General features: G+C 63.2%; 16 protein-coding genes, 1 tRNA gene and 1 pseudogene. 7 read left to right on the forward strand and 11 right to left on the reverse strand.

Annotated features, from left to right (window positions below; genetic code table 11):
- Window positions 1–112: 112 nt before the first annotated feature.
- From ACNFCH_RS19415 to ACNFCH_RS19430, 4 genes and pseudogenes are all read left to right on the forward strand, one after another.
- A pseudogene (locus ACNFCH_RS19415) lies at window positions 113–361 on the forward strand (IS5/IS1182 family transposase); the annotation flags it as partial.
- Window positions 362–625: 264 nt separating this feature from the next.
- Entirely contained in the window at window positions 626–979 is a 354-nt protein-coding gene (locus tag ACNFCH_RS19420) for a hypothetical protein (RefSeq protein WP_416743334.1), read from the forward strand.
- 210 nt (window positions 980–1189) lie between these two features.
- Window positions 1190–1549 (forward strand): hypothetical protein, encoded by a 360-nt coding sequence (locus ACNFCH_RS19425; RefSeq protein ID WP_416743336.1) that lies wholly within the window; start codon window positions 1190–1192, stop codon window positions 1547–1549.
- A gap of 480 nt (window positions 1550–2029) precedes the next feature.
- Complete coding sequence (locus ACNFCH_RS19430; protein ID WP_416743338.1) at window positions 2030–2203, forward strand: hypothetical protein; 174 nt, start codon at window positions 2030–2032, stop codon at window positions 2201–2203.
- Window positions 2204–2535: 332 nt separating this feature from the next.
- Here the strand turns inward: ACNFCH_RS19430 and ACNFCH_RS19435 are convergent, their stop codons facing one another.
- From ACNFCH_RS19435 to ACNFCH_RS19455, 5 genes are all read right to left on the reverse strand, one after another.
- Window positions 2536–3291, reverse strand: a complete 756-nt coding sequence (locus ACNFCH_RS19435) for a TonB family protein (RefSeq protein WP_416743340.1) — start codon at window positions 3289–3291, stop codon at window positions 2536–2538.
- Window positions 3292–3293: 2 nt separating this feature from the next.
- Window positions 3294–3737 (reverse strand): protein TolR, encoded by a 444-nt coding sequence (tolR, locus tag ACNFCH_RS19440; RefSeq protein WP_416743342.1) that lies wholly within the window; start codon window positions 3735–3737, stop codon window positions 3294–3296.
- 11 nt (window positions 3738–3748) lie between these two features.
- Entirely contained in the window at window positions 3749–4462 is a 714-nt protein-coding gene (gene tolQ, locus ACNFCH_RS19445) for a protein TolQ (RefSeq protein ID WP_416743344.1), read from the reverse strand.
- A 144-nt stretch (window positions 4463–4606) separates the two neighbouring features.
- On the reverse strand, window positions 4607–6499 hold the full coding sequence (locus ACNFCH_RS19450; RefSeq protein WP_416743346.1) for a phytase: 1893 nt from the start codon (window positions 6497–6499) through the stop codon (window positions 4607–4609).
- Window positions 6500–6517: 18 nt separating this feature from the next.
- A complete protein-coding gene (locus ACNFCH_RS19455) occupies window positions 6518–8995 on the reverse strand; it encodes a TonB-dependent receptor (protein ID WP_416743348.1) in 2478 nt (825 codons plus the stop codon).
- Between the two features lie 468 nt (window positions 8996–9463).
- Here ACNFCH_RS19455 and ACNFCH_RS19460 point away from each other — a divergent pair, with 468 nt between their 5' ends.
- The 3 genes from ACNFCH_RS19460 (at window position 9464) to ACNFCH_RS19470 (ending at window position 12912) form a co-directional block, all read left to right on the forward strand.
- Window positions 9464–10861: a fibronectin type III domain-containing protein gene (locus ACNFCH_RS19460; RefSeq protein WP_416743350.1), complete on the forward strand. Its 1398-nt coding sequence runs from the start codon at window positions 9464–9466 to the stop codon at window positions 10859–10861.
- 117 nt (window positions 10862–10978) lie between these two features.
- Entirely contained in the window at window positions 10979–11893 is a 915-nt protein-coding gene (locus tag ACNFCH_RS19465; protein WP_416743352.1) for a GGDEF domain-containing protein, read from the forward strand.
- Entirely contained in the window at window positions 11890–12912 is a 1023-nt protein-coding gene (locus tag ACNFCH_RS19470; RefSeq protein WP_416743354.1) for an AraC family transcriptional regulator ligand-binding domain-containing protein, read from the forward strand. The genes ACNFCH_RS19465 and ACNFCH_RS19470 overlap by 4 nt, the downstream gene beginning before the upstream one ends.
- A 7-nt stretch (window positions 12913–12919) precedes the next feature.
- Here ACNFCH_RS19470 and ACNFCH_RS19475 read toward each other — a convergent pair whose 3' ends face one another.
- The 6 genes from ACNFCH_RS19475 to ACNFCH_RS19500 all read right to left on the reverse strand — a co-directional run bounded on the left by ACNFCH_RS19475 (window position 12920) and on the right by ACNFCH_RS19500 (window position 18638).
- A complete protein-coding gene (locus ACNFCH_RS19475) occupies window positions 12920–14716 on the reverse strand; it encodes a tyrosine-type recombinase/integrase (protein WP_416743356.1) in 1797 nt (598 codons plus the stop codon).
- Window positions 14717–14937: 221 nt separating this feature from the next.
- Window positions 14938–15013 (reverse strand) — tRNA-Gly (locus ACNFCH_RS19480).
- A gap of 64 nt (window positions 15014–15077) precedes the next feature.
- Window positions 15078–15638 (reverse strand): CDP-diacylglycerol--glycerol-3-phosphate 3-phosphatidyltransferase, encoded by a 561-nt coding sequence (pgsA, locus tag ACNFCH_RS19485; RefSeq protein WP_043209203.1) that lies wholly within the window; start codon window positions 15636–15638, stop codon window positions 15078–15080.
- Between the two features lie 33 nt (window positions 15639–15671).
- Window positions 15672–17495, reverse strand: a complete 1824-nt coding sequence (uvrC, locus tag ACNFCH_RS19490) for an excinuclease ABC subunit UvrC (protein WP_337159054.1) — start codon at window positions 17493–17495, stop codon at window positions 15672–15674.
- Window positions 17496–17501: 6 nt separating this feature from the next.
- The gene (uvrY, locus tag ACNFCH_RS19495; protein ID WP_043209199.1) at window positions 17502–18140 is read right to left on the reverse strand and encodes a UvrY/SirA/GacA family response regulator transcription factor; all 639 of its coding nucleotides are present in this window, start codon (window positions 18138–18140) and stop codon (window positions 17502–17504) included.
- Window positions 18141–18248: 108 nt separating this feature from the next.
- Window positions 18249–18638 carry a helix-turn-helix domain-containing protein gene (locus tag ACNFCH_RS19500; RefSeq protein ID WP_337159055.1) on the reverse strand — a complete coding sequence of 130 codons (390 nt, stop codon included), beginning with the start codon at window positions 18636–18638 and terminating at the stop codon, window positions 18249–18251.
- Window positions 18639–18680 lie beyond the last annotated feature (42 nt).

Genomic DNA, 18680 nt, shown 5'->3' on the forward strand with positions numbered 1-18680 from the left:
ACCGATTACAACCGCCAGCGGCGACACAGCACGCTGGGGCACATCAGCCCAGAGGCCTTCGAGGCCAGGATGTGTGCTTAAACCCGTGTCCACGGCTGCTGGGCAAGATCAGAAATGGGCTCAACGCATGCAGCAGACACACGCAGTCGACGTTCAAGTGATCCGCGGGCCCAACAATAGACGAACAGGGCAAAGGCACTCCGAGCAAGGCGATCTGTTCACTGTAGCGCCTGCGCCGACCGGCCTCGTGGTGATGCCCAGGCGCTGGTTGATGGAGCAGACGCACGCCTGGATCGAGAGGGCTCGGCGCTTGATCATGCACCACGATCGGTTGCTCACCGTGAGCGAGGCGTGGGTGTGACTGGCCGAAGCACGCCTCCTCGCGCGTCGACTCACGACATGATTTTGTCGACACCATCTAAGGAAACTCCGAACAAGTCTCCCCAAACCCGAAACAACTAACGTCTCGACGACGCGAGGCCGACTTCTCAGCCGTCAAACGTTTCAGTACCAAGGCTTTACCTTGGTTTTTGCGCGCTACAGGCGCACCTCTCCCGCAGCGCTCAGTAACTGCCGGCGCACCATACACAGATGAAGCACGTACTGGTCCACTGGGGACCGAAAAGTGCCCACAGTCGACGAATGGTCTCGACATAAGTTCGATAGTGAACAGAGTCTTGACGTCATCACCAACACGCTCAACATCGCTCCGCCAAACCGCTGTCTGCAATCAAGATTCGTTATCGTTCCAATCGTACCTATCGAGCAAGAAACGCTCAAAAACGGCGCCCGCTTTTTGGCCAGCGCCGAATCGGGCGACTTAGATATCTATGACAACTGGGAGAAAATGCGGTTCAAGCCAAGCTATCCAACGAAAGCGCTGGCAGATGCCGCATGCGCAAAGATGAATAGCGAGTGCTGCAATTCCGACGAGCTCTTCCTCCCAGAGAACAATAACCCAGTCGAGCGTTTCGAGTAGATGCTAAAAATAACGCCATGCTCTCTTCTCCTGAGCAAATCAGATAAACGTCAGCCTCGGCAGAATTACAGGCAGCCTGCGCATCCCACGCCATCCATGGGTTTTCTGCTGCCCTCTGCTAAGCTTGTTTGCTGGGTGGCCACAATCTCAAATGCACCGCCCATAGTGGACCGGCATGACAAGGGCCAATGCTTGTCATTAGGAGGCAGCATGAAACATCTACATGTTTTTGTCTTGAGCGCTACCTTGAGCTTTTTCGGAGTAAGCACTGCTATTGCGGATGAAGTAATATCTCAGGAAAGTGACACAACGGTCGGTTCTGGATTTGGTGCAGGCGCCGGACTGCTGGTGGGTGGCGCGGTCGGCGGCCCAGTAGGCGCCTTGCTGGGTGCAGGCTTTGGACTGCTGGTGGGATCTGGCGTACAGTCGGCAACCGGTCTAGAGGGTAACGCATACACGGTGCGCGACAGCGCCGGCAAGGAGCAAGTGGTGCGATCTCCGCGAAAGGAATTCGCTATTGGTGAGCAAGTAGAAGTGGAAGGTATCCGATTGCGGGCTGTTAGTCCGTAGCGAGGTCGTCTTGGTCCGGTTTGAATTAGCCATGCGCACGGCTTTACGCAGCGAAACAGCCCAACGCAAATTGCTGATCCGGTGCCGACTTTTCCTGTAGACTACCTCTAGCTTGACTTTTCCATGAATCCAAATTCGCTTCTTGACCGGGATCCAGCGCCTCAACACATGTAAACCAGCTCCATGCCCCCCACCTTCCGTGTCCGGCGGTGAAATGTCGGATCTGCCGAGTTCCAAAAAACATCAGCCTCCATTCCGCGACTTTGATATTGGATGGATATCATCTTAGGATAGTCCCGAAAAGAGGCAATGCCGTCGTTTAGCCAGTAGAACCTAGTCCGACGGTTGGCGACACGTACCGATTTACTTGAATTGCACAGGAAGCTGAAACCAGTATTCTAGAGCAGCTGAAGCAATTTACCTGATAGCGGATTCGCGCTATCCTCCTGCCGCCGACTTAACACCAAGGAGCTGGCAGGCATGAAAATCGGTATCCAGAACGACGAAAACGGAACCGGCTGCAAAGTCATCATTGATGGGCATCCGGTTTCGTTTACAAGTACGAGTGAAGCAGAGGCTTATGTTGCCAAGCTGCAAGAGCGTCTGCAAGCCGCTCCCGAGGCTTTTGCAACTCGGGCAGAACCTCCTGTCTAAGCGGCACCAAAGAAATAACTCGCGCATCACTGAATGACGTGAACGAGATAGCGGCACAGATCTTCAATCGCGATTCAGACGCAGCCAACGCAGCACCCGCACCGGCGAGCCCCGCAGGAATATTGAAAACAACCTGAGTTCAATATTCGACTCACCCTCACGAGGGTTCGACCGGCACGAGCTTCCTGCCTTGTAGCCAGGATATCTTCTCCCTTTACACGGGTTCGTTGTACGACTCTTCGATCTCCTGGCAGTCGAGTTGGTCACCACAATCAAGAATCTGGTCGAGCTTGGCTAGACTTCATCCATCCAAGATATCTAACTTGCTTTTTTCAACGAATTTCGTAAGTGAATTTGTTTCTTACATTGTGAACTGACACAGCTTGGCCATTGATCAACCTCGGTTGGTAACGGAAGCGCTTGGCCGCCGCCAGCGACGGCTTGACGAACAGTGGGTGGCAGTTGCCGACCACTTGCGGGTCGGTGACCCGACCGCTAGGGTCTACGGTGTAGGCCACCATGCACTCCCCCTCGATATGCCGGTCCAGCGCCCGCTGCGGGTAGTCCGGCGCTTCTTTCGCGATCGGCAGGTACTGCCGGCTGGCGGCGTCGGCCTCGGCACGGGCCTTGGCGGTAGCCGCTTGGCGCGCGGCCTCGGTATCGCGTGCGGCAGCCAGGCGCTGCGCCTGCTCACGTGCCTCGCGGGCCTTTTCGTCCCGTGCCAACTGCTCGCGGCGCTCGCTTTCCTCGCGCTGCTTGCGCTCGCGGCGCTCCTGTTGCTGTACCCGCTTGAGCGCAAGCGCGGCGTCTTCAACCGGCGGCGCCTGCACGGTCGGTTGCGGTTTTGGCACAGGCGCCACTGGTGCCGACTCCACCACCGTCGGCGCAGCTACCACAGGCTCCGGTGCCGGCAGTTGCACCAGCTGGGTCTGGATCACCTGCGCCGCTGGCGCTGGCAACTCGGGGGTGTGCGACAGGCTGAACAACAACCAGGCCGCGCCGGCATGCAGGGCCACGGCAATGGCCAGCGCGCTGCCATGCTCGCGCAAGGCCGGCCACATCGGTTGCTGCAAGGTCAGGCTGGTCATGGTCACGGCGCCTCGGTAATCAGGCCCAGGCGGCTGACGCCACCGCGCTGCAGCTCGGCGATGCCGGCCACTACGCTGGCGTAGTCGGTGTCGCGGTCGGCACGCAGGTACACCTGGGTCTGCGGGTCTTGCGCGACGATGGCGGCAATCTTCTCGCGCATCTGCGCAGTGTCTACAGCGCTGTCGGTCTGCGCGGTGGTGTCCACCTCGCTACCCAGGTTCCAGTAGTAACTGCCGTCGGCCTTCACCGACAGGGTGACGATGCGCTGCTGGTTCGGCGTGGGCAGCGCTTCGGCGGCCACCTTGGGCAGCTCGATCTGCACGCCCTGCACCAGCATGGGCGCGGTGACCATGAAAATCACCAGCAGCACCAGCATCACGTCGATGTAGGGCACCACATTCATTTCGGCCTTCAGGCCATGTTTGCGCACAGGCTTGGCAAGCATGCTCAGTCTCCTCAGGCGGCAGCGGCAAGGTTCGCCGGGGCGGCCTGCAAGCGCCGTTGCAGACGACCCTGCAGCTCGTTGCCGAAGGCGTAGTAGCGGGCGATCAGGGTTTGCGCACGGGCCGAGAAGCGGTTGTAGGCCATCACCGCAGGAATGGCCGCGAACAGGCCGATGGCAGTGGCGATCAGCGCCTCGGCAATGCCCGGGGCGACCGTGGACAGCGTCGCCTGCTGCACCTGGGACAGCCCGAGGAACGAGTTCATGATGCCCCACACGGTACCGAACAGGCCGATGTAGGGACTGACCGAACCCACCGTGGCGAGAAACGGCAGGCCCTTTTCCAGGCGCTCTTCCTGCTCGGCGATGGCCACCAGCAGGCTGCGCTCGACACCTTCCAGCACGGCATCGGGCTGCTGGCCGGGTTGCAACTGCTGGAAGCTCTGGTAACCGGCGACGAAGATCTGCTGCAGGCCGGCATCCGCCCCCGGTGCGTTGCGCTGGGCGTCCTGGTACAACGCGCCGAGTTCACCCTCGCGGAACTGTTTGAGGAACGCCTTGCCATGGCCTTCGGCGCGGCGCAGCAAGGTGCCGCGCCAGACGATCAGGTACCAACTGAGCAGCGAGGCCAGCACCAGGCACAGCATCACCGCCTGCACCACCAGGCTGGCCTCGCTGACCAGGCCCCAGACGGTGGTGTGTTGCAGCGGGGTTGTCGGGGTTTGCATGTCGTGTGTCCTTTCAATTGGGGAGCCGGCTGGCTCCTAGTCAATGGCAAAGAGGTTGCGGGGGGATGACAACCATCGCGGGGCAAGCCCGCTCCCACAGAGGCTTGCGATCCGCGTGGGAGCGGGCTTGCCCCGCGATGGCCTTCACTCCAACCCCAGGGCCCGGGCCACCTCAGCCCAGGCCACGTACTTATAGTTCTGGTTACCCTCGGGCATGCGCTTGCGCCCGTCCTGCACCACCAGCAAGCCCTGGCTCAGGGGCCCGCCCAGGTTCGCCGAAGTCACTTCCAGGCCATCGGTCTCGGAAGCCCCGTCGATGCCGCGCTCGGCATCCAGCCCCACCTGGAAGCTGCCGCGCAGCCGGTACGGCGGCTCGGCCTCGACCACCACGTAGCGGTCGTTGCCCTGGCTCGAAATCACCAGGTAATCGCGCTGCGCACCGTGGTACAGCGCCAGGCCTTCGATGTCGTCCTGCACCGGGCCACCCACGCCGATCACCTTGTGCAGCGTTGCCGGGGCACTGCTGCGGGCATCCAGCGCCCACACCGCCACATCCTCCTCACCGATGAACAGGCGCTGGCGGCGGTCATCGGCCACGCAGCCCTCGGACTGGGTCGGGGTGCTGAAGCTGCGCACCCGCTGGCCGCCGGCCTTGCCGCTGCTGCCGTCCAGGCGGTACTGCTCGAAGCGCCCGTCCTTGTCGTTGACGATGGCGTCGATGGCGCCATCGGCGCCCTTGAACAGGCACAGGCCGTAAACCTCCGCCAGCCCCGTGGACACCTGGCCGATATCGCTCAACTGGCCGCTGCGCGGGTCAATGGCGAACAGGTGCAGGCCATTGGTGTCGCGGTTGCTGGCCACGGCAAGGTCCACCTCGCGCTCGCCCAGGCGAAAACCGCTGCGTACATCGACGTTGTTCAGGCGCCCCACCCGCAAATCCTGCAGTTGCTTGCCCGCCAGGTCGTAGGCCAGCAGCCCGCCCTTCTTGTCGGTGCCGAGCACGCGGCTTTGCGCAGGGTTTTGCGGGTTGACCCAGATCGCCGGGTCGTCCGCCGCATCGCCCAGGCTGGGCACCCCGTCGGTCTGCGCCAGCGCGGTGACCTGCGCCGGGGCGGCCGGCAGTGGCAGCGCTTTCGGTGCCCAGGCCAGCTGCGCGCGGTGGGTGCCTTTATCGTCCACCAGCAACAGCTCCAGCCCCTTGGCGGCAGCGCGGGCGCTTACCTGTTCGGGCTCCTTGAGCGTGGCCAGTGGCACCACACCTGCCGGGGCCCAGTGCCCGGCAGCCTGCTGATACAGGTGCAAGGCGCCCGCCGCCGGGTCCAGCGCCAACAGCGCGCCCGGCACCACGGCCATGCCTGCGGCAGCCTTGGCCAGCCCGCCGAACGGTGCGCGCAAATCCACCGGCTCGCGCAGCAGCGGCGCCTCGGCTGCCGCCTCGTAGCGCCACAGGCCGACGTTCTCTTCGTTCACGTACAGGCTGTGGCTGGCGTCGTCGGCCTGGCAAAAGCCGCTTTGCGGCGGCAGGCTCAGGGCCCGCACCTGGCGAGCTTCGGCCAGCGGCACGCCGGCATGGCCGACCAGCCACTGCTCGCCAACGCCCTCCTCGCCCACCAGGAACAAAAAGTCGTTGCGCGCGCTGTCGCGGTACAGGCACAAGCCTTCGATGGCATAGCGGGTCTTGGGCAGGTACCGCAGCGCCGCCCACTGGCCATCGTCACCCAGGCGGGTCAGCAAGGCCTGCTGGCGCTTTTTGTCGAGGGTCGCCACCAGCAGGCCATTGGCATCGGCGCGGTGGTCAAGGGTTTCGAAACGCCCGGCCAGCTCACCGAGCACACGGCCCTGGGCATCGACCACCTGCAAGGCCTTGGCGGCCACCTGCAGACGTTCGGCATGGGCCATGAACGGCAGCGGCGCCAGCCACTGGCTGTATTCGCTGGCAACGGTTTGGCCCTTGAAAGTCAGGCTTGGCGCCGCGACGGCGGCGCCCTGGGCCAGGGCGATACACAGCCCCAGCATGGACAGATTGAACATACGCATCGGCAGGCAGTATCCGGGTCAGAAGTGGGTCAGGGTCAGGCCGAGCTTGTAGGTCGGGCCGTATTCTTCGTATTGCGCGTTGTAGCGGCGGTGGCCGCTGTACACGTAGTAGGACTCGTCGGTGATGTTCTGCGCCTCGAAGGTCAGCTGCAGCTCGGGGGTGAGGAAGTAGCCGGCCTTGAAGTCCACGTGCAGCTGGTCATCGGCGTACTGGTCGTGGGCCTTGTCGTCGATGGCGCCCAGCTCCAGCAGGTAACCCGACTTGTAGTTGGCGGCCAGGCGCAGGTTGAGGCGGTCGTTCTCCCAGCCGACCATGAAGTTGCCCACGGTGTCGGACTGGTTGGGCAGGTCGATGTGGCGCTTGGCACCGGTGGCGCCCTGGTAGGTGGCGTCGGACTTGCTCAGGGTCAGGTTGGCGCCCACCAGCAGGCCGTTCCACGGCTCGGGCAGCCAGTCGAATTTTTGCGAGTAGGCCAGTTCCAGGCCGTACAGCCGCGCGCCGCCGCCGTTCTCGAAGGTCAGCGCCTCGTCGAAGCCCAGCCACTCGCCGGTGCCGGCAAGGTCGGTGCTGTAGATGAAGTTGTCCAGGTCCTTGTAGAACAGGAACGCCGAGGCCACCCCGGCACGGCCCATGTAGTGCTCGATGCCGAAGTCCAGGTTCATCGACTCCAGCGGTTTCAGCTCAGGGTTGCCGAACGAGGCGTCGGCACCGTCGATGGCAAAGCCCGGGGCCAACTGGCCGAAAGTCGGGCGCACCACGGTGTTGGTCCAGGCCGCGCGCAAGGCAGTGGCCGGCGTCAGCTGGTAGCGCGCATGCAGGCCGGGCAACCAGTGGTCGTAGCGGTTGCTGCTGTGGATGCTCTCGTAGGCACCATCACGCAGGCCCGTGCCCTTGGCGTCGAACTCGGTACCCTCGTAGCGCAGGCCGGCAATCAGGCGCCAGTCGCCTACATCCAGGGTGTGCATCAGGTAGGCGGCGTTGATGTCCTCACTCATGTCGAAGTCGTTGATGCGCGAGGCTTCTTCGTCGTAGAACGCGGCCTTGTCCAGGCCGCCGATCAGGCCCTTGATGGCGCCGGCGCTGATGCCGTTGCCGTAGTGGCCCAGGGCGTAGTCGACGTTACCGCTCTGGTAGTCGGCCAGGCTCACCCCGGTGAAATCATCGTACACCCAAGTTTCAGTGTCGCTGGTCTTGTCGCGCCGGCTGACCTTGCCGCCAAACTTCACCTGGGCGCTGTTGCCGGCCAGGTCGTAGTCGCGGGCCAGGTCCAGGCGGATGTTCTTTTCCTGGTCCTTGCCGTTGACCTTCTCCCACTCCACTTCATCCAAGGTGAAGTTGTTGGGGTTGTAGAAATCGCTGCCCACGCTCAGGCGTGGCTTGGAGGTGCCGCCAAACCCCACACCGTCGAAGTCGCCGACGAACTTGGCCCCGGCGATGCCGCCCGGGTCTTTCTCGGTGGCCTGGCTGTAGCCGGCCTGGGCGTTGAGGGTCCACTGCCCGATCATGCGTTCGCCGCCGAGCACGTAGGACTGGATTTCCTGGGTGTCCTCGCGGGATTTCAGGTCGCGCCAGCCCTCGGCCTCGCCACGCTGGCCCGAGCCCTGCGGGTCGGCGAACTCCAGGCCCATGGCGTTGCGCGTCTCGGTGTCCTTGAACTTGCTGTACAGGGTGCGCAGGTAGTAGCTGGAGTAGTCGTCGGGCTGGTAGTCGAAGTTCAGGCCAAAGCCTGTGCGCTCGCGGGTGATCTGGTAGTCGCGGGCTTCCACCTCTTCCAGGCGCGCATCGCCGCCGCTGAAGTCCCAGTTGCCGCCGGTCTCGACGTTGTCCGAGCCAAACTTGCGCTTCTGCCAGCTGAACGCCGCCGCCACGCCAAAGTTGTCGACGCCGTCGCCCAGGCTGAAGCGGTTGCTGAAGGCGCCGGAGAATTTCGGGCTGGTCTTGTCGACGTTGGTGTCCTGGCTGGCCTCGCTGCTGAAGGTGTAGAACAGCCCGTCGTGGTCGAAGGCCGACAGGCTCTCCACCTCGATGGTGCCGCCCAGGGAGTTGGCGTCCATGTCCGGGGTCAGGCTCTTGACCACCGACAGCGACTGCACCAGTTCTGCCGGCAGCACGTCCAGGGCCACGGCGCGGCGGCTGCCTTCGGGGGCCGGCACCAGGGTGCCGTTGATGGTCACGCTGTTCAGGTCCGGGGCGATACCGCGCACGCTGACGAAGCGGCCTTCGCCCTGGTCGCGCTCCACCGACAGGCCCGGCACCCGCTGCAGGGCTTCGGCGGCGTTGTCGTCCGGCAACTGGCCGACGCCATCGGCGTGCACCACGCTCTCGATGCTGTCGGAGCTCTTCTGCTCGCGCAGGGCCTTGTCGATGCTGGCAGCCTGGCCGATCACCTCGACCCGCTCCACCGCCTCTTCCTCGGCCCAGGCAGGTGCGGCGCCGATGGCGATAGCCAGCAGGCTGACCCGAAACCCGTTGCAACGGATGTGACGTAACGGCATTGCCACCTTGGAAACCCTCGTTTGCAGTGGCCCGGCGAACCCGGGAATGGCTGCGAACGCTAAAAAGGCTGTGTGACACTTGCATGACAGAGCCCGGCAGCTAACGCCGTGGCACCGGGTTTTCGGCGGTTTTTACCGACGTTTTGAGCTCAAATGACCCCTGGCCAACAGCATCGATACTCCAACTCTGCAAGGTGCGCTACCGCGCTGGAAAATGCTCGCCCAAGCGCTTCGCAGCCCCCTGTGGGAGCGGGTTCACCCGCGAACACCGGCGCAGCCGGTGCCATCTACCGCGCCGCCTGCTTCGCGGGTAAACCCGCTCCCACAGGGGCGCGCATGGCCGCCAAAATCGGCTTTGGAACACTCGCTCACCTGAGCCAAATCGACCCCCACCCGGTAACCGAACCGTCATTCGCCTTTGTTTCCTTTGCCCCCCATCACGCCATCCGGGCCTTTCGAGGAAACCCTATGCACCGCCCCCTGCTGTTCGCCGCCACCCTGCTCTGCGCCGCCATGGCCCAGGCCAACGACACCAACCCCATCCCGCGCTCACCCGGCCAGCCCTACGCTGCCGGCACCCTCGCCGACCGCATCGTGCTCACCCCGGGGCAGAACGCCGCCACCCAGATGGCGGTCAGCTACCGCACCGACCTGGCCCAGGCCGACGCCGTGCTGCAACTGGGCCCGGCCCTGGCCGGCCCGTCGCTGGAGGCCAAGGCCAGCCAGCTCAATGGCAGCACCCAGCGCCTGGACAGCGACAACGGCCCGGCCAACTACCACCAGGTGCGCCTGGAGCACCTGCAACCCGACACCGCCTACGTGTACCGGGTCAAGGGCAGCGCCGGCTGGAGCGAGTGGCACCAGTTCCGCACCGCCAAAGGCCAGTTCGCGCCGTTCCGCTTCGTGTACCTGGGCGACACCCAGAACAACATCCTCGCCATTGCCTCGCGCACCATCCGCCAGGCCCTGCGCAGCGTGGCGCAGCCGGCCCTGGTGGTGCACGCCGGCGACCTGGTGGCCTCGCGCGACGACCTGGCCCACGACGACGAATGGGGCGAATGGAACCAGGCCGGCGGCTGGTCATATGCAGCCATCCCGCAGCTGACCGCCTTCGGCAACCACGAGTACCTCGAGCAGTTGAACGCCGACGGCAGCGAAAGCCGCAGCCTGAGCCCCCACGTACCGGCCCAGTTCGCCCTGCCGCGCAACGGCGCCGAAGGGGTGGCCGACACCAGCTACTACAGCGACTACCAGAACGTGCGCTTCGTGGTGCTGGACGGCACCTCGGCCCTGGACCTGGGCACCCTGCCGGCGCAAACCGCGTGGCTTGAGAACACCCTGCGCAGCAGCAAGGCGCAGTGGAACATCGTGGTCATGCACCAGCCGGTCTACACCTGCGCCCGCCCCGAAGACACCGAGCCGCTGAAGGCCGCCTGGCAACCCTTGCTGGAGCGCTACAAGGTCGATTTGGTGCTGCAGGGCCACGACCACTGCTACAGCCGCCTGACCCACGCCGCCGGGCGTCAGGCCACTGCCGCCGCGCAGCGCGCCAGGCAGGCCATTGGCCCGGTGTACATGGTCTCGGTGACCGGTTCGAAGATGTACGGCCTGAACGACCGCGCCCGCCGCCAGCCCGACCGCAGCGCCGAGGACACCCAGCTGTACCAGACCGTGCGGGTAGAAAAGGACCGCCTGCAGGTGCGCGCCTATTCGGCCGACGACCAGCTGTACGACGCCTTCGACATCCAGCGCGACGCCAAGGGCCGCAAATTCCTGCACGAGCCCAAGCTGGCCCTGGCCAGCGAGCGTTATTGTGACGGCACCAGCGGCCCGGACGGCCTGCCCTGCACCGCACGCGGCAAGTGAGCGTCATCGGATTGAGATAATCACCCCGCATGCTGCCGGGTGGGCCACACATCCCTGTAGGAGCCGGCTTGCCGGCGATAGGGCCCGCCCAGGCCACAACAACACCAAGGACGCCCCATGCCCCCGCTGCTCAAACGCCATGGCCTGACCCTCACCGGCCTGCTGCTGGCCTTCAACGCCGGCCTGCTCATCTACCTTGCCGCAGGCAACATCAAACCCTGGGCCGAAATCAACTGGATGGATGTGGCCGGCGAAGGCGGCACCTGCCTGATCCTCTGCGGCTGGCTGTTCATGCTGCTGCGTGGCCGCCCGGCCGGCAGGGTCACCCGGCTGCTGTCCGTGGGCCTGTGCTTTACCGCGTTCTCCATGTGGATGGACACCCTCGACGAATTCATCCGCTTGCCCCCCGAGGCGATTTGGGACAACTGGCTGGAAACCGCGCCCATGCCGGTGGGCATGCTGCTGCTGACCCTGGGCATGTACCACCTGCAGCAGGAGCAACGCGCCATCAGCGAGCAGATGCGCAAGCGCGAGCAGCTGTTCCGCGAGCACCGCCTGTTCGACAAGCTCACCCCGCTGGCCGGCGCCCAGTACCTGCGCCAGCACCTGCAACAGGCCATCGCCCAGGCCAGCGCCGAACAGCAGCCGCTGTCGCTGGTGGCCATCGACCTGGACGACTTCAACCAGGTCAACCAGCGCTACGGCCAGGACGAAGGCGACCAGGTGCTGCAAGTAGTGGCGCAGCTGCTGCTGCTCAACCTGCGCCAACAAGACATGCTCTGCCGCCTGGCCGGCGACCGTTTCGTCGCGGTGCTGCCCAACACCGGCGAGCGCCAGGCCCAGGCCATGGCCGAGGCGCTGCGCCAAAGCATCGCCCACCTGGCCCACCACACCAACCGCCACGGCGAACGCCTGCAACTGGCTGCCAGCGTCGCCTGCGTGATGGCCGTGGACGAAGACGAGGCGCAGTTGCTCAAGCGCCTCAACCAGGCCCTGGCCCGGGCCAAACCACGCCAGGCGCGCAGCGCATGAACGGCTACGACAGCGACAGCCGCTTCATTGCCGCCCACCACCTGCCCGCCGCGCTGATCGACCTGGCGCGTTCGCGGCACATCGACACCCACCACCTGCTGCGCGGTTGCGGGCTGTTCTACGAGGACATCATCACAGGCACCGCGCAGCTCAGCCCGCAGCAGTTCCTGCGCCTGATCGCCAACGCCCAGCGCCTGCTGGACGCCGCCGACAGCAGTTTTCTCTATGGCCAGCGCCTGTGGCCCGGGCACTACGGCGCCGCCAGCCTGCTGCTGGAGCAGGCCGACCACCTGCTGCAGGCGCTGGAGCGCCTGAGCCAGTACCGCGCCCTGCTGTCGCCGCTGCTGACCCCGGTGCTGCGCCTGGAGGAGCAGTACCTGCACCTGTACTGGCGCGAAAGCTGCGCCATGGGCGAGCAGACCTTGTTCCTGCTCGAAGCCAGCATGACCGCCGTGGTCGCCCTGGCCCGCCGCCAGCAGCACGAACACTTGCCGTGGCGCTTTCAGTTCGCCCACCCGGAGCCTGGGTATGTGGAGCAGTACTGGGTGCACCTGGGCGATGCGCTGGCCTTCGATTGCCCGTGCACGGTGATGAGCGTGCCCCGTGAATACCTGCTGCGCCCCTGGCCCGGCGCCGGCTCCACCGCCCAGCAAGTGGCACGCCAGGCGTGCGATGGGCAATTGAACACCTGGGGTTGGCAAACGAGTTTTCTCGACCAGTTGCACGACCATCTGCTCGGCCAGTTGCGCCAGCCCTTGAGCCTGGAGCGCGTCGCCTGCGCCTTCGCCACCAGCCCGGCCTCGTTCAAGCGCCGCCTGGCGCGCCAGGGCACGCATTTTCAGGAGCAGCTCGACTGCGCCCGGCGCGACCTGGCGTTGTACCTGTATCAGGTCAAGGGCTACGGCAACGACGAAGTGGCGCAGATGCTGGGTTTTAACGACAACACCAATTTGCGCCGCTCGTTCAAGCGCTGGACCGGATTTGTGCCCAGCGAATTGAGATCTCTCTGGCATTGTTGAGTTACCTTTACTCAGTCCGAATGAGTGAGGAAAGGACGAAGTCAAAGTTATCCGGGACAACAATTTCTAGTGGTGTTTTTCCTTCAAACTTTACGTTTGGCTCACTGAGCAGGCGGTACATTTCCCATGCCTCCATCTGAGGTAACTCCTTGAAGATTTGGAGTACCAGTTTGTGCTTTACCGGATCCAGCTGCCAATCAGGAATGCGCTGGCCGCGATTCCCCAAGCTAAGTGACAGCAGACGTCGTGCCTTGATATCACGGTTGATTTGGTCTCGCGATTTTCCAGCCAGGCGCGCAAAAGACAGGAGAGGCAAATTGGTCGCCGCTTCGTAGATTTCAACCATCTCCACACGCTCTCTTTGGATATCAGAAACCAGCCCAACAGCTGACGACTCGGATGCACCGAATCGATCGGCTAAAGCCTTACTGTCTTCAACCGCTACTGAGTTCATTTCTGGCTTCATGACACTGCGTACGGGAGCGAGAGGTAAATTCTGCAGCCCGAGCGGCAGTTGCGATGCTCCCTCCAACCGAATAGTTAAAGGTGAGCTGGCCGCCTTAGCATGTCCCTGCACCCAGAGATCTAATCGATTGGCCCAGTCCTGCATCATCGTACGGCGTTGCTCGACGTACTCGGCATGGTTGTACGCTGAACTTACCTTGTCCGGATCAGCATGTGAAAGTTGCGCATCGATCCAGATCTTCGGGTAACCGATCTCGTTAAGTGCCGTTGAGATCGTCGCCCTCACACCGTGGCCCGTAAGCCGGTCAGCGAAGCCCATACGTCGCAACGCACTGTTCAGCGTGTTTTCGCTGATGCGCTTGCTTAGATCGCTTCGATGAGTGAGTAGATGCCGTTGAGCTGGAACCACCTGGTCCAGTAACAACCGCACAACTTCGGCCGCCTGGATAGACAGCGGAACGATATAAGGCGGCACCTTGGCGGTTTGACGGCGCGTTTTGCGCATCTTGAGCTGGAGCTGCTTGACCACTTCCGGCGGGATGATCCAAAGGCGGCGCTCCAGATCGAACTGATCGGGCGTCGCCAGACGCAATTCACCGGTACGGACTCCGGTCAGCAACAACAGACGTATACCGAGTTGCGTCTGTTGCGAGCCGCGAAACGCTCGCAGCTTGCCCAGGAAGTGCGGAAGCTCCTCCATGCGCAGGAAGGGATTATGCTCCACCGGCGGCTTGGGCACTGCCACCACATCGAGATCTGCGGCAGGATTGTGCTCAAGGCCCGCTATGCGTACCAGTGCGTAGCGGAACAACTGATTGAGCCAGGTCCGGCACTTCTCAGCAGTGGTGAAGGCTTTTCTGCATTCGATTCGACTGAGTAGATCCATGAGCACATGGCGGTTGATGTCATGGATCGACTGCTCGCCGATGTAGGGCCGAATGTCTTTGGCAAAAATGCGCAGGATCTGCGACAGCGTGCTCTGTCGCCCTTCTTTCAGGCTGAGCCTGCGGAAGGCGATCCACTGATTGAACACCGCGTCGAAGGTCTGATCAGTGGAAAGGCGGACTGCGAGTCGCTGCTGCTTGCGCTGCTCACTGGGGTTGGTGCCTTGAGCAAGCAGTACACGCGCTTCATCGCGGCGTATCCGTGCGTCACGCAGACCTACCTGCGGGTAACTTCCGAAGGACATGCGCTTCTGCTTGCCCTCCCAGTAGAAGCGAAAATGCCAGAGCTTTGCACCCTGCGCAGTGACGTGCAGAATCAGCCCATCATTGTCGGCGAGTGTGTAGTCCTTACCGGTGACTCGGGCATGCCGAATCGTCATTTCCGAAAGAGCCATGGTGACCTCCTGAACCTGCCGGAAGCCAAATGCTCATCTCGTCACCGATCCTGCTCCACTGGAAAACCGAATTGGGGTCTATCCCATTCTGGCCTCAAATCTGGCCTTAAAATGCCCGGCTACTACCGGTTTTCGGTGGTTTTCGCTGGAACGAAAAAAGGGCCTTTCGGCCCTTTTTTCAACGACTTACAGACTTCCATGGAACTCTGTAGATCTATAACTGGAGCGGGAAACGAGACTCGAACTCGCGACCCCGACCTTGGCAAGGTCGTGCTCTACCAACTGAGCTATTCCCGCGTCGTGATGGGTGCCATTGTAGCGATCTGCAAAACAACGTCAACCCTTTGATTCAAAAAAACTTTTACTTCTGCTCGGAGCCTTCGCGCAGATGCGGCCAGGCGGCGACCAGGTAATGGACCATCGACAACAAAGTCAGGCCAGCGGCGACCAGCAGCAAGGCGTAGCCAAGCACCACCCAGAAGGTCAGCACCGGCGGATTGGCCAGCAGAATGACCAGCGCCAGCATCTGCGCAGCGGTTTTCCACTTGCCGAGGTTGGACACGGCTACATGCGCCCTCGCCCCCAGCTCGGCCATCCACTCCCGCAGCGCCGAAACCACGATCTCGCGACCGATGATCACCGCAGCCGGCAAGGTCAGCCAGAAATTGGCATGTACCTGTACCAGCAATACCAAGGCGACCGCGACCATCAGCTTGTCCGCCACCGGGTCCAGGAAGGCTCCGAAGGGCGTGCTCTGCTGCAGGCGACGGGCCAGGTAGCCGTCCAGCCAGTCAGTGGCGGCGGCGATGGCGAACACCGTGCTGGCGGCAATGTAGCTCCAGTGATAGGGCACATAGAACAGCAGGATGAAGATCGGGATGAGCAGGACGCGTAGAACGGTGAGCAGGTTTGGAATATTCATCGGTACGACTGGCTGCGGGTTGAGGGTGGCATTCTACTCGCTATGCAGGCTGGCATAAATCGACTCGGCAAGCTTTTTACTGATGCCCGGGGCCTTGGCGATCTCATCGATGCTGGCGCGGTTGAGCTCCTGCAGGCCGCCGAAATGTTTCAGCAGGTCGCGGCGGCGCTTGGGGCCGACCCCGGCCACATCCTCCAGGCTCGAGGTGCGACGGGCCTTGCCGCGCCGAGCACGGTGGCCGGTGATGGCAAAACGGTGGGCTTCGTCGCGGATCTGCTGGATCAGGTGCAAGGCCGGTGAGTCGCCCTTGAGGGTGAACTCATGGGCCACGTCATTGAGGTACAAGGTCTCGAAGCCGGCCTTGCGGGTCACGCCCTTGGCCACGCCCAGCAGAGTCAGGTCGGTCAGGGCCAGCTCCTGCATGACGTCGCGGGCCATGTTCAACTGGCCCTTGCCGCCGTCCACCAGCAGCACATCGGGCAGCTTGCCCTCACCGTCCTTGATGCGACCGAAGCGTCGCGTCAGGGCCTGGTGCATGGCGGCGTAGTCGTCGCCGGCGGTCACGCCTTCGATGTTGAAGCGTCGGTAGTCGGACTTGAGCGGCCCTTCCGGGCCGAACACCACGCAACTGGCCACGGTGGCTTCACCGCTCGAATGGCTGATGTCGTAGCACTCCAGGCGCTGGGGCACTTCGTCCAGGCCCAGCACCTGGGCCAGGGCCTCGAAGCGCGCGGCCATGTGCTGGCGGTTGGCCAGGCGGGCGTTGAGGGCCTGCTCGGCATTGGTGACCGCCAACTGCTGCCAGCGGGCCCGGGTGCCACGCACCCGGTGGCTGATGGCCAGCTCCCGGCCACGCAGGGTCTGTACCGCCTCGCTGATGGCGGCGAAGTCTTCGTGGGTCACGTTGACGATCAACTCACCCGGCAGTTCGCGCTCGGCATTGCCCAGGTAGTACTGGGACAGGAACGCGGCCATGACCTCGGCCACTTCCTCCTCGATGCCCACCTGGGGGAAGAAGTTCTTGCTGCCCAATACCCGCCCGCCCCGCACGCTGATCAAGTGCACGCAGGCGCCCCCCGGGTTGACGAAGGCCGCCACCACATCGACATCGCCCGAGCCACCCTCCATGTACTGTTGGTCCTGCACGCGGCGCAGCAAGGCGATCTGGTCGCGCAGTTCTGCCGCCCGCTCGAAATTCAGAGCCATGGCGGCCTTTTCCATCTCGGCGTTGAGCTCATTGCCCAACTGCTGGCTGCGACCTTCGAGGAACATCATCGAATGGCGCACGTCCTCGGCATATTCCTCTGGCGACACCAGGCCGACGCACGGGCCTTTGCAGCGCTTGATCTGGTATTGCAGGCATGGCCGGGTGCGATTGGCGTAGTAGCTGTCCTCGCACTGGCGCACCGAGAAGGCTTTTTGCAGCAGGCTCAGGCTCTCGCGAATGGCGCCAGCGCTGGGATATGGCCCGAAGTAGCGCCCCTTGGCCTTCTTGGCACCACGGTGAATCCCCAGCCGTGGGAACTCGCCGTCAGACAAAAAGACATAGGGATAGGATTTATCGTCACGCAGCAGGATGTTGTAGGGCGGACGCCATTCCTTGATCAGCGTCTGCTCCAGCAGCAGCGCCTCGGTCTCGTTGCCGGTGATGGTGGTCTCGATCTGGGCAATGCGCCCTACCAGCGCAGCGGTCTTGGGCGCCAGGCCCGTCTTGCGAAAGTAGCTGGCCAGGCGCTTCTTGAGATTCTTGGCCTTGCCCACGTAGAGCAATCGCGCCTCGGCGTCGAACATTCGGTAGACGCCTGGACGACCGCTGCAGGTCGCCAGGAATGCGCTGGCATCGAAGATTTGGGACATGGGGCCTTACAGACTTGCGTCAACCATACCGTGGCGAACGGCCAGCAACGTCAATTCGACGTCGCTGGTGACCGAGAGTTTTTCGAAGATCCGATAACGGTAAGTATTGACGGTCTTGGGCGACAGGCACAACTTGTCGGAGATGATCTGCACTTTCTGACAACCCACGATCATCAGCGCGATCTGAATCTCCCGCTCCGACAACGCATCGAACGGCGAGCCCTGGGGCTGGAACGACTTGAGCGCCAACTGCTGAGCGATCTGTGGGCTGATGTAACGCTGGCCGGCAAAGGCCAGGCGGATGGCCTGGACCATTTCGTCCAGCCCTGCACCTTTGGTCAGGTAGCCGGCCGCCCCGGCCTGCATCAGGCGCGTAGGGAACGGGTCGTCCTCACAGACGGTGACCGCGACCACTTTGATGTCCGGGTGGCTGCGCAGCAACTTGCGGGTCGCCTCCAGGCCGCCGATGCCGGGCATTTTCACGTCCATGAGGACGACGTCGGGCTTCAGCTCGCGGGCCAGCTTGAGTGCCGACTCGCCGGAATCCGCTTCCCCCACCACCTGCAGGCCATCGATATCGGCCAACATGCGCGTGATGCCGGTACGCACCAGATCGTGATCATCGACCACCAAGACCCTAATCAAACAGACACCTCGTCAATGGGGCGATTGGATCCCGCCACCTTAACAAAATTTTTCACTGCTGACCTAGTGACCTGGGTGGCTATTTCGCCTCCTCGCGCGCAGCGCTCACTAGGTCAAAGCATCATCGAAAATCACAGGCCGACCCAGCGTATGCACCTGGCCGACGTCCCGCTCGCTCGCCTCTCCCGCCAGGCGCTGCAACAGATGGCGCAAGGCACGCTTGTCGGCCTCGGGCAAGCGGCGGAAAAGCGCCAGCACGCGGTCCTCGTCGACGGTCAGGCTGTCCAGTGGCGCCGGGGTATGCACGCCGCTGAGCACATAGAGCGCGTCCACGCCGCGCTTGGCCAGCGCGGCCAGGTAATCGGCCCTCGGCGTACGCTCACCGCTTTCATATTTGCCTTGGGCATTGGGCTCTACACCACCGATGTCGCCAAACACCCGCTGGGTGAGGCCCAGGCGTTCACGTTCTTCCCGCAGACGCGGACCAAATCCACTCATTCGACTCCCTTCCCTTGCTGTCCATGATTACCACGGCAATGG

This window comes from Pseudomonas sp. NY15354, from assembly GCF_048068075.1.
Taxonomy (GTDB): Bacteria; Pseudomonadota; Gammaproteobacteria; order Pseudomonadales; family Pseudomonadaceae; genus Aquipseudomonas; species Aquipseudomonas guariconensis_C.

Bases quoted from the DNA above. Each gene is read 5' to 3' on its own strand.
- ACNFCH_RS19425 (WP_416743336.1), top strand. From the start codon at position 1,190: ATGAAACATCTACATGTTTTTGTCTTGAGCGCTACCTTGAGCTTTTTC.
- ACNFCH_RS19430 (WP_416743338.1), top strand. From the start codon at position 2,030: ATGAAAATCGGTATCCAGAACGACGAAAACGGAACCGGCTGCAAAGTC.
- ACNFCH_RS19435 (WP_416743340.1), bottom strand. From the start codon at position 3,291: ATGACCAGCCTGACCTTGCAGCAACCGATGTGGCCGGCCTTGCGCGAG.
- tolR (WP_416743342.1), bottom strand. From the start codon at position 3,737: ATGCTTGCCAAGCCTGTGCGCAAACATGGCCTGAAGGCCGAAATGAAT.
- tolQ (WP_416743344.1), bottom strand. From the start codon at position 4,462: ATGCAAACCCCGACAACCCCGCTGCAACACACCACCGTCTGGGGCCTG.
- ACNFCH_RS19450 (WP_416743346.1), bottom strand. From the start codon at position 6,499: ATGCGTATGTTCAATCTGTCCATGCTGGGGCTGTGTATCGCCCTGGCC.
- ACNFCH_RS19455 (WP_416743348.1), bottom strand. From the start codon at position 8,995: ATGCCGTTACGTCACATCCGTTGCAACGGGTTTCGGGTCAGCCTGCTG.
- ACNFCH_RS19460 (WP_416743350.1), top strand. From the start codon at position 9,464: ATGCACCGCCCCCTGCTGTTCGCCGCCACCCTGCTCTGCGCCGCCATG.
- ACNFCH_RS19465 (WP_416743352.1), top strand. From the start codon at position 10,979: ATGCCCCCGCTGCTCAAACGCCATGGCCTGACCCTCACCGGCCTGCTG.
- ACNFCH_RS19470 (WP_416743354.1), top strand. From the start codon at position 11,890: ATGAACGGCTACGACAGCGACAGCCGCTTCATTGCCGCCCACCACCTG.
- ACNFCH_RS19475 (WP_416743356.1), bottom strand. From the start codon at position 14,716: ATGGCTCTTTCGGAAATGACGATTCGGCATGCCCGAGTCACCGGTAAG.
- pgsA (WP_043209203.1), bottom strand. From the start codon at position 15,638: ATGAATATTCCAAACCTGCTCACCGTTCTACGCGTCCTGCTCATCCCG.
- uvrC (WP_337159054.1), bottom strand. From the start codon at position 17,495: ATGTCCCAAATCTTCGATGCCAGCGCATTCCTGGCGACCTGCAGCGGT.
- ACNFCH_RS19500 (WP_337159055.1), bottom strand. From the start codon at position 18,638: ATGAGTGGATTTGGTCCGCGTCTGCGGGAAGAACGTGAACGCCTGGGC.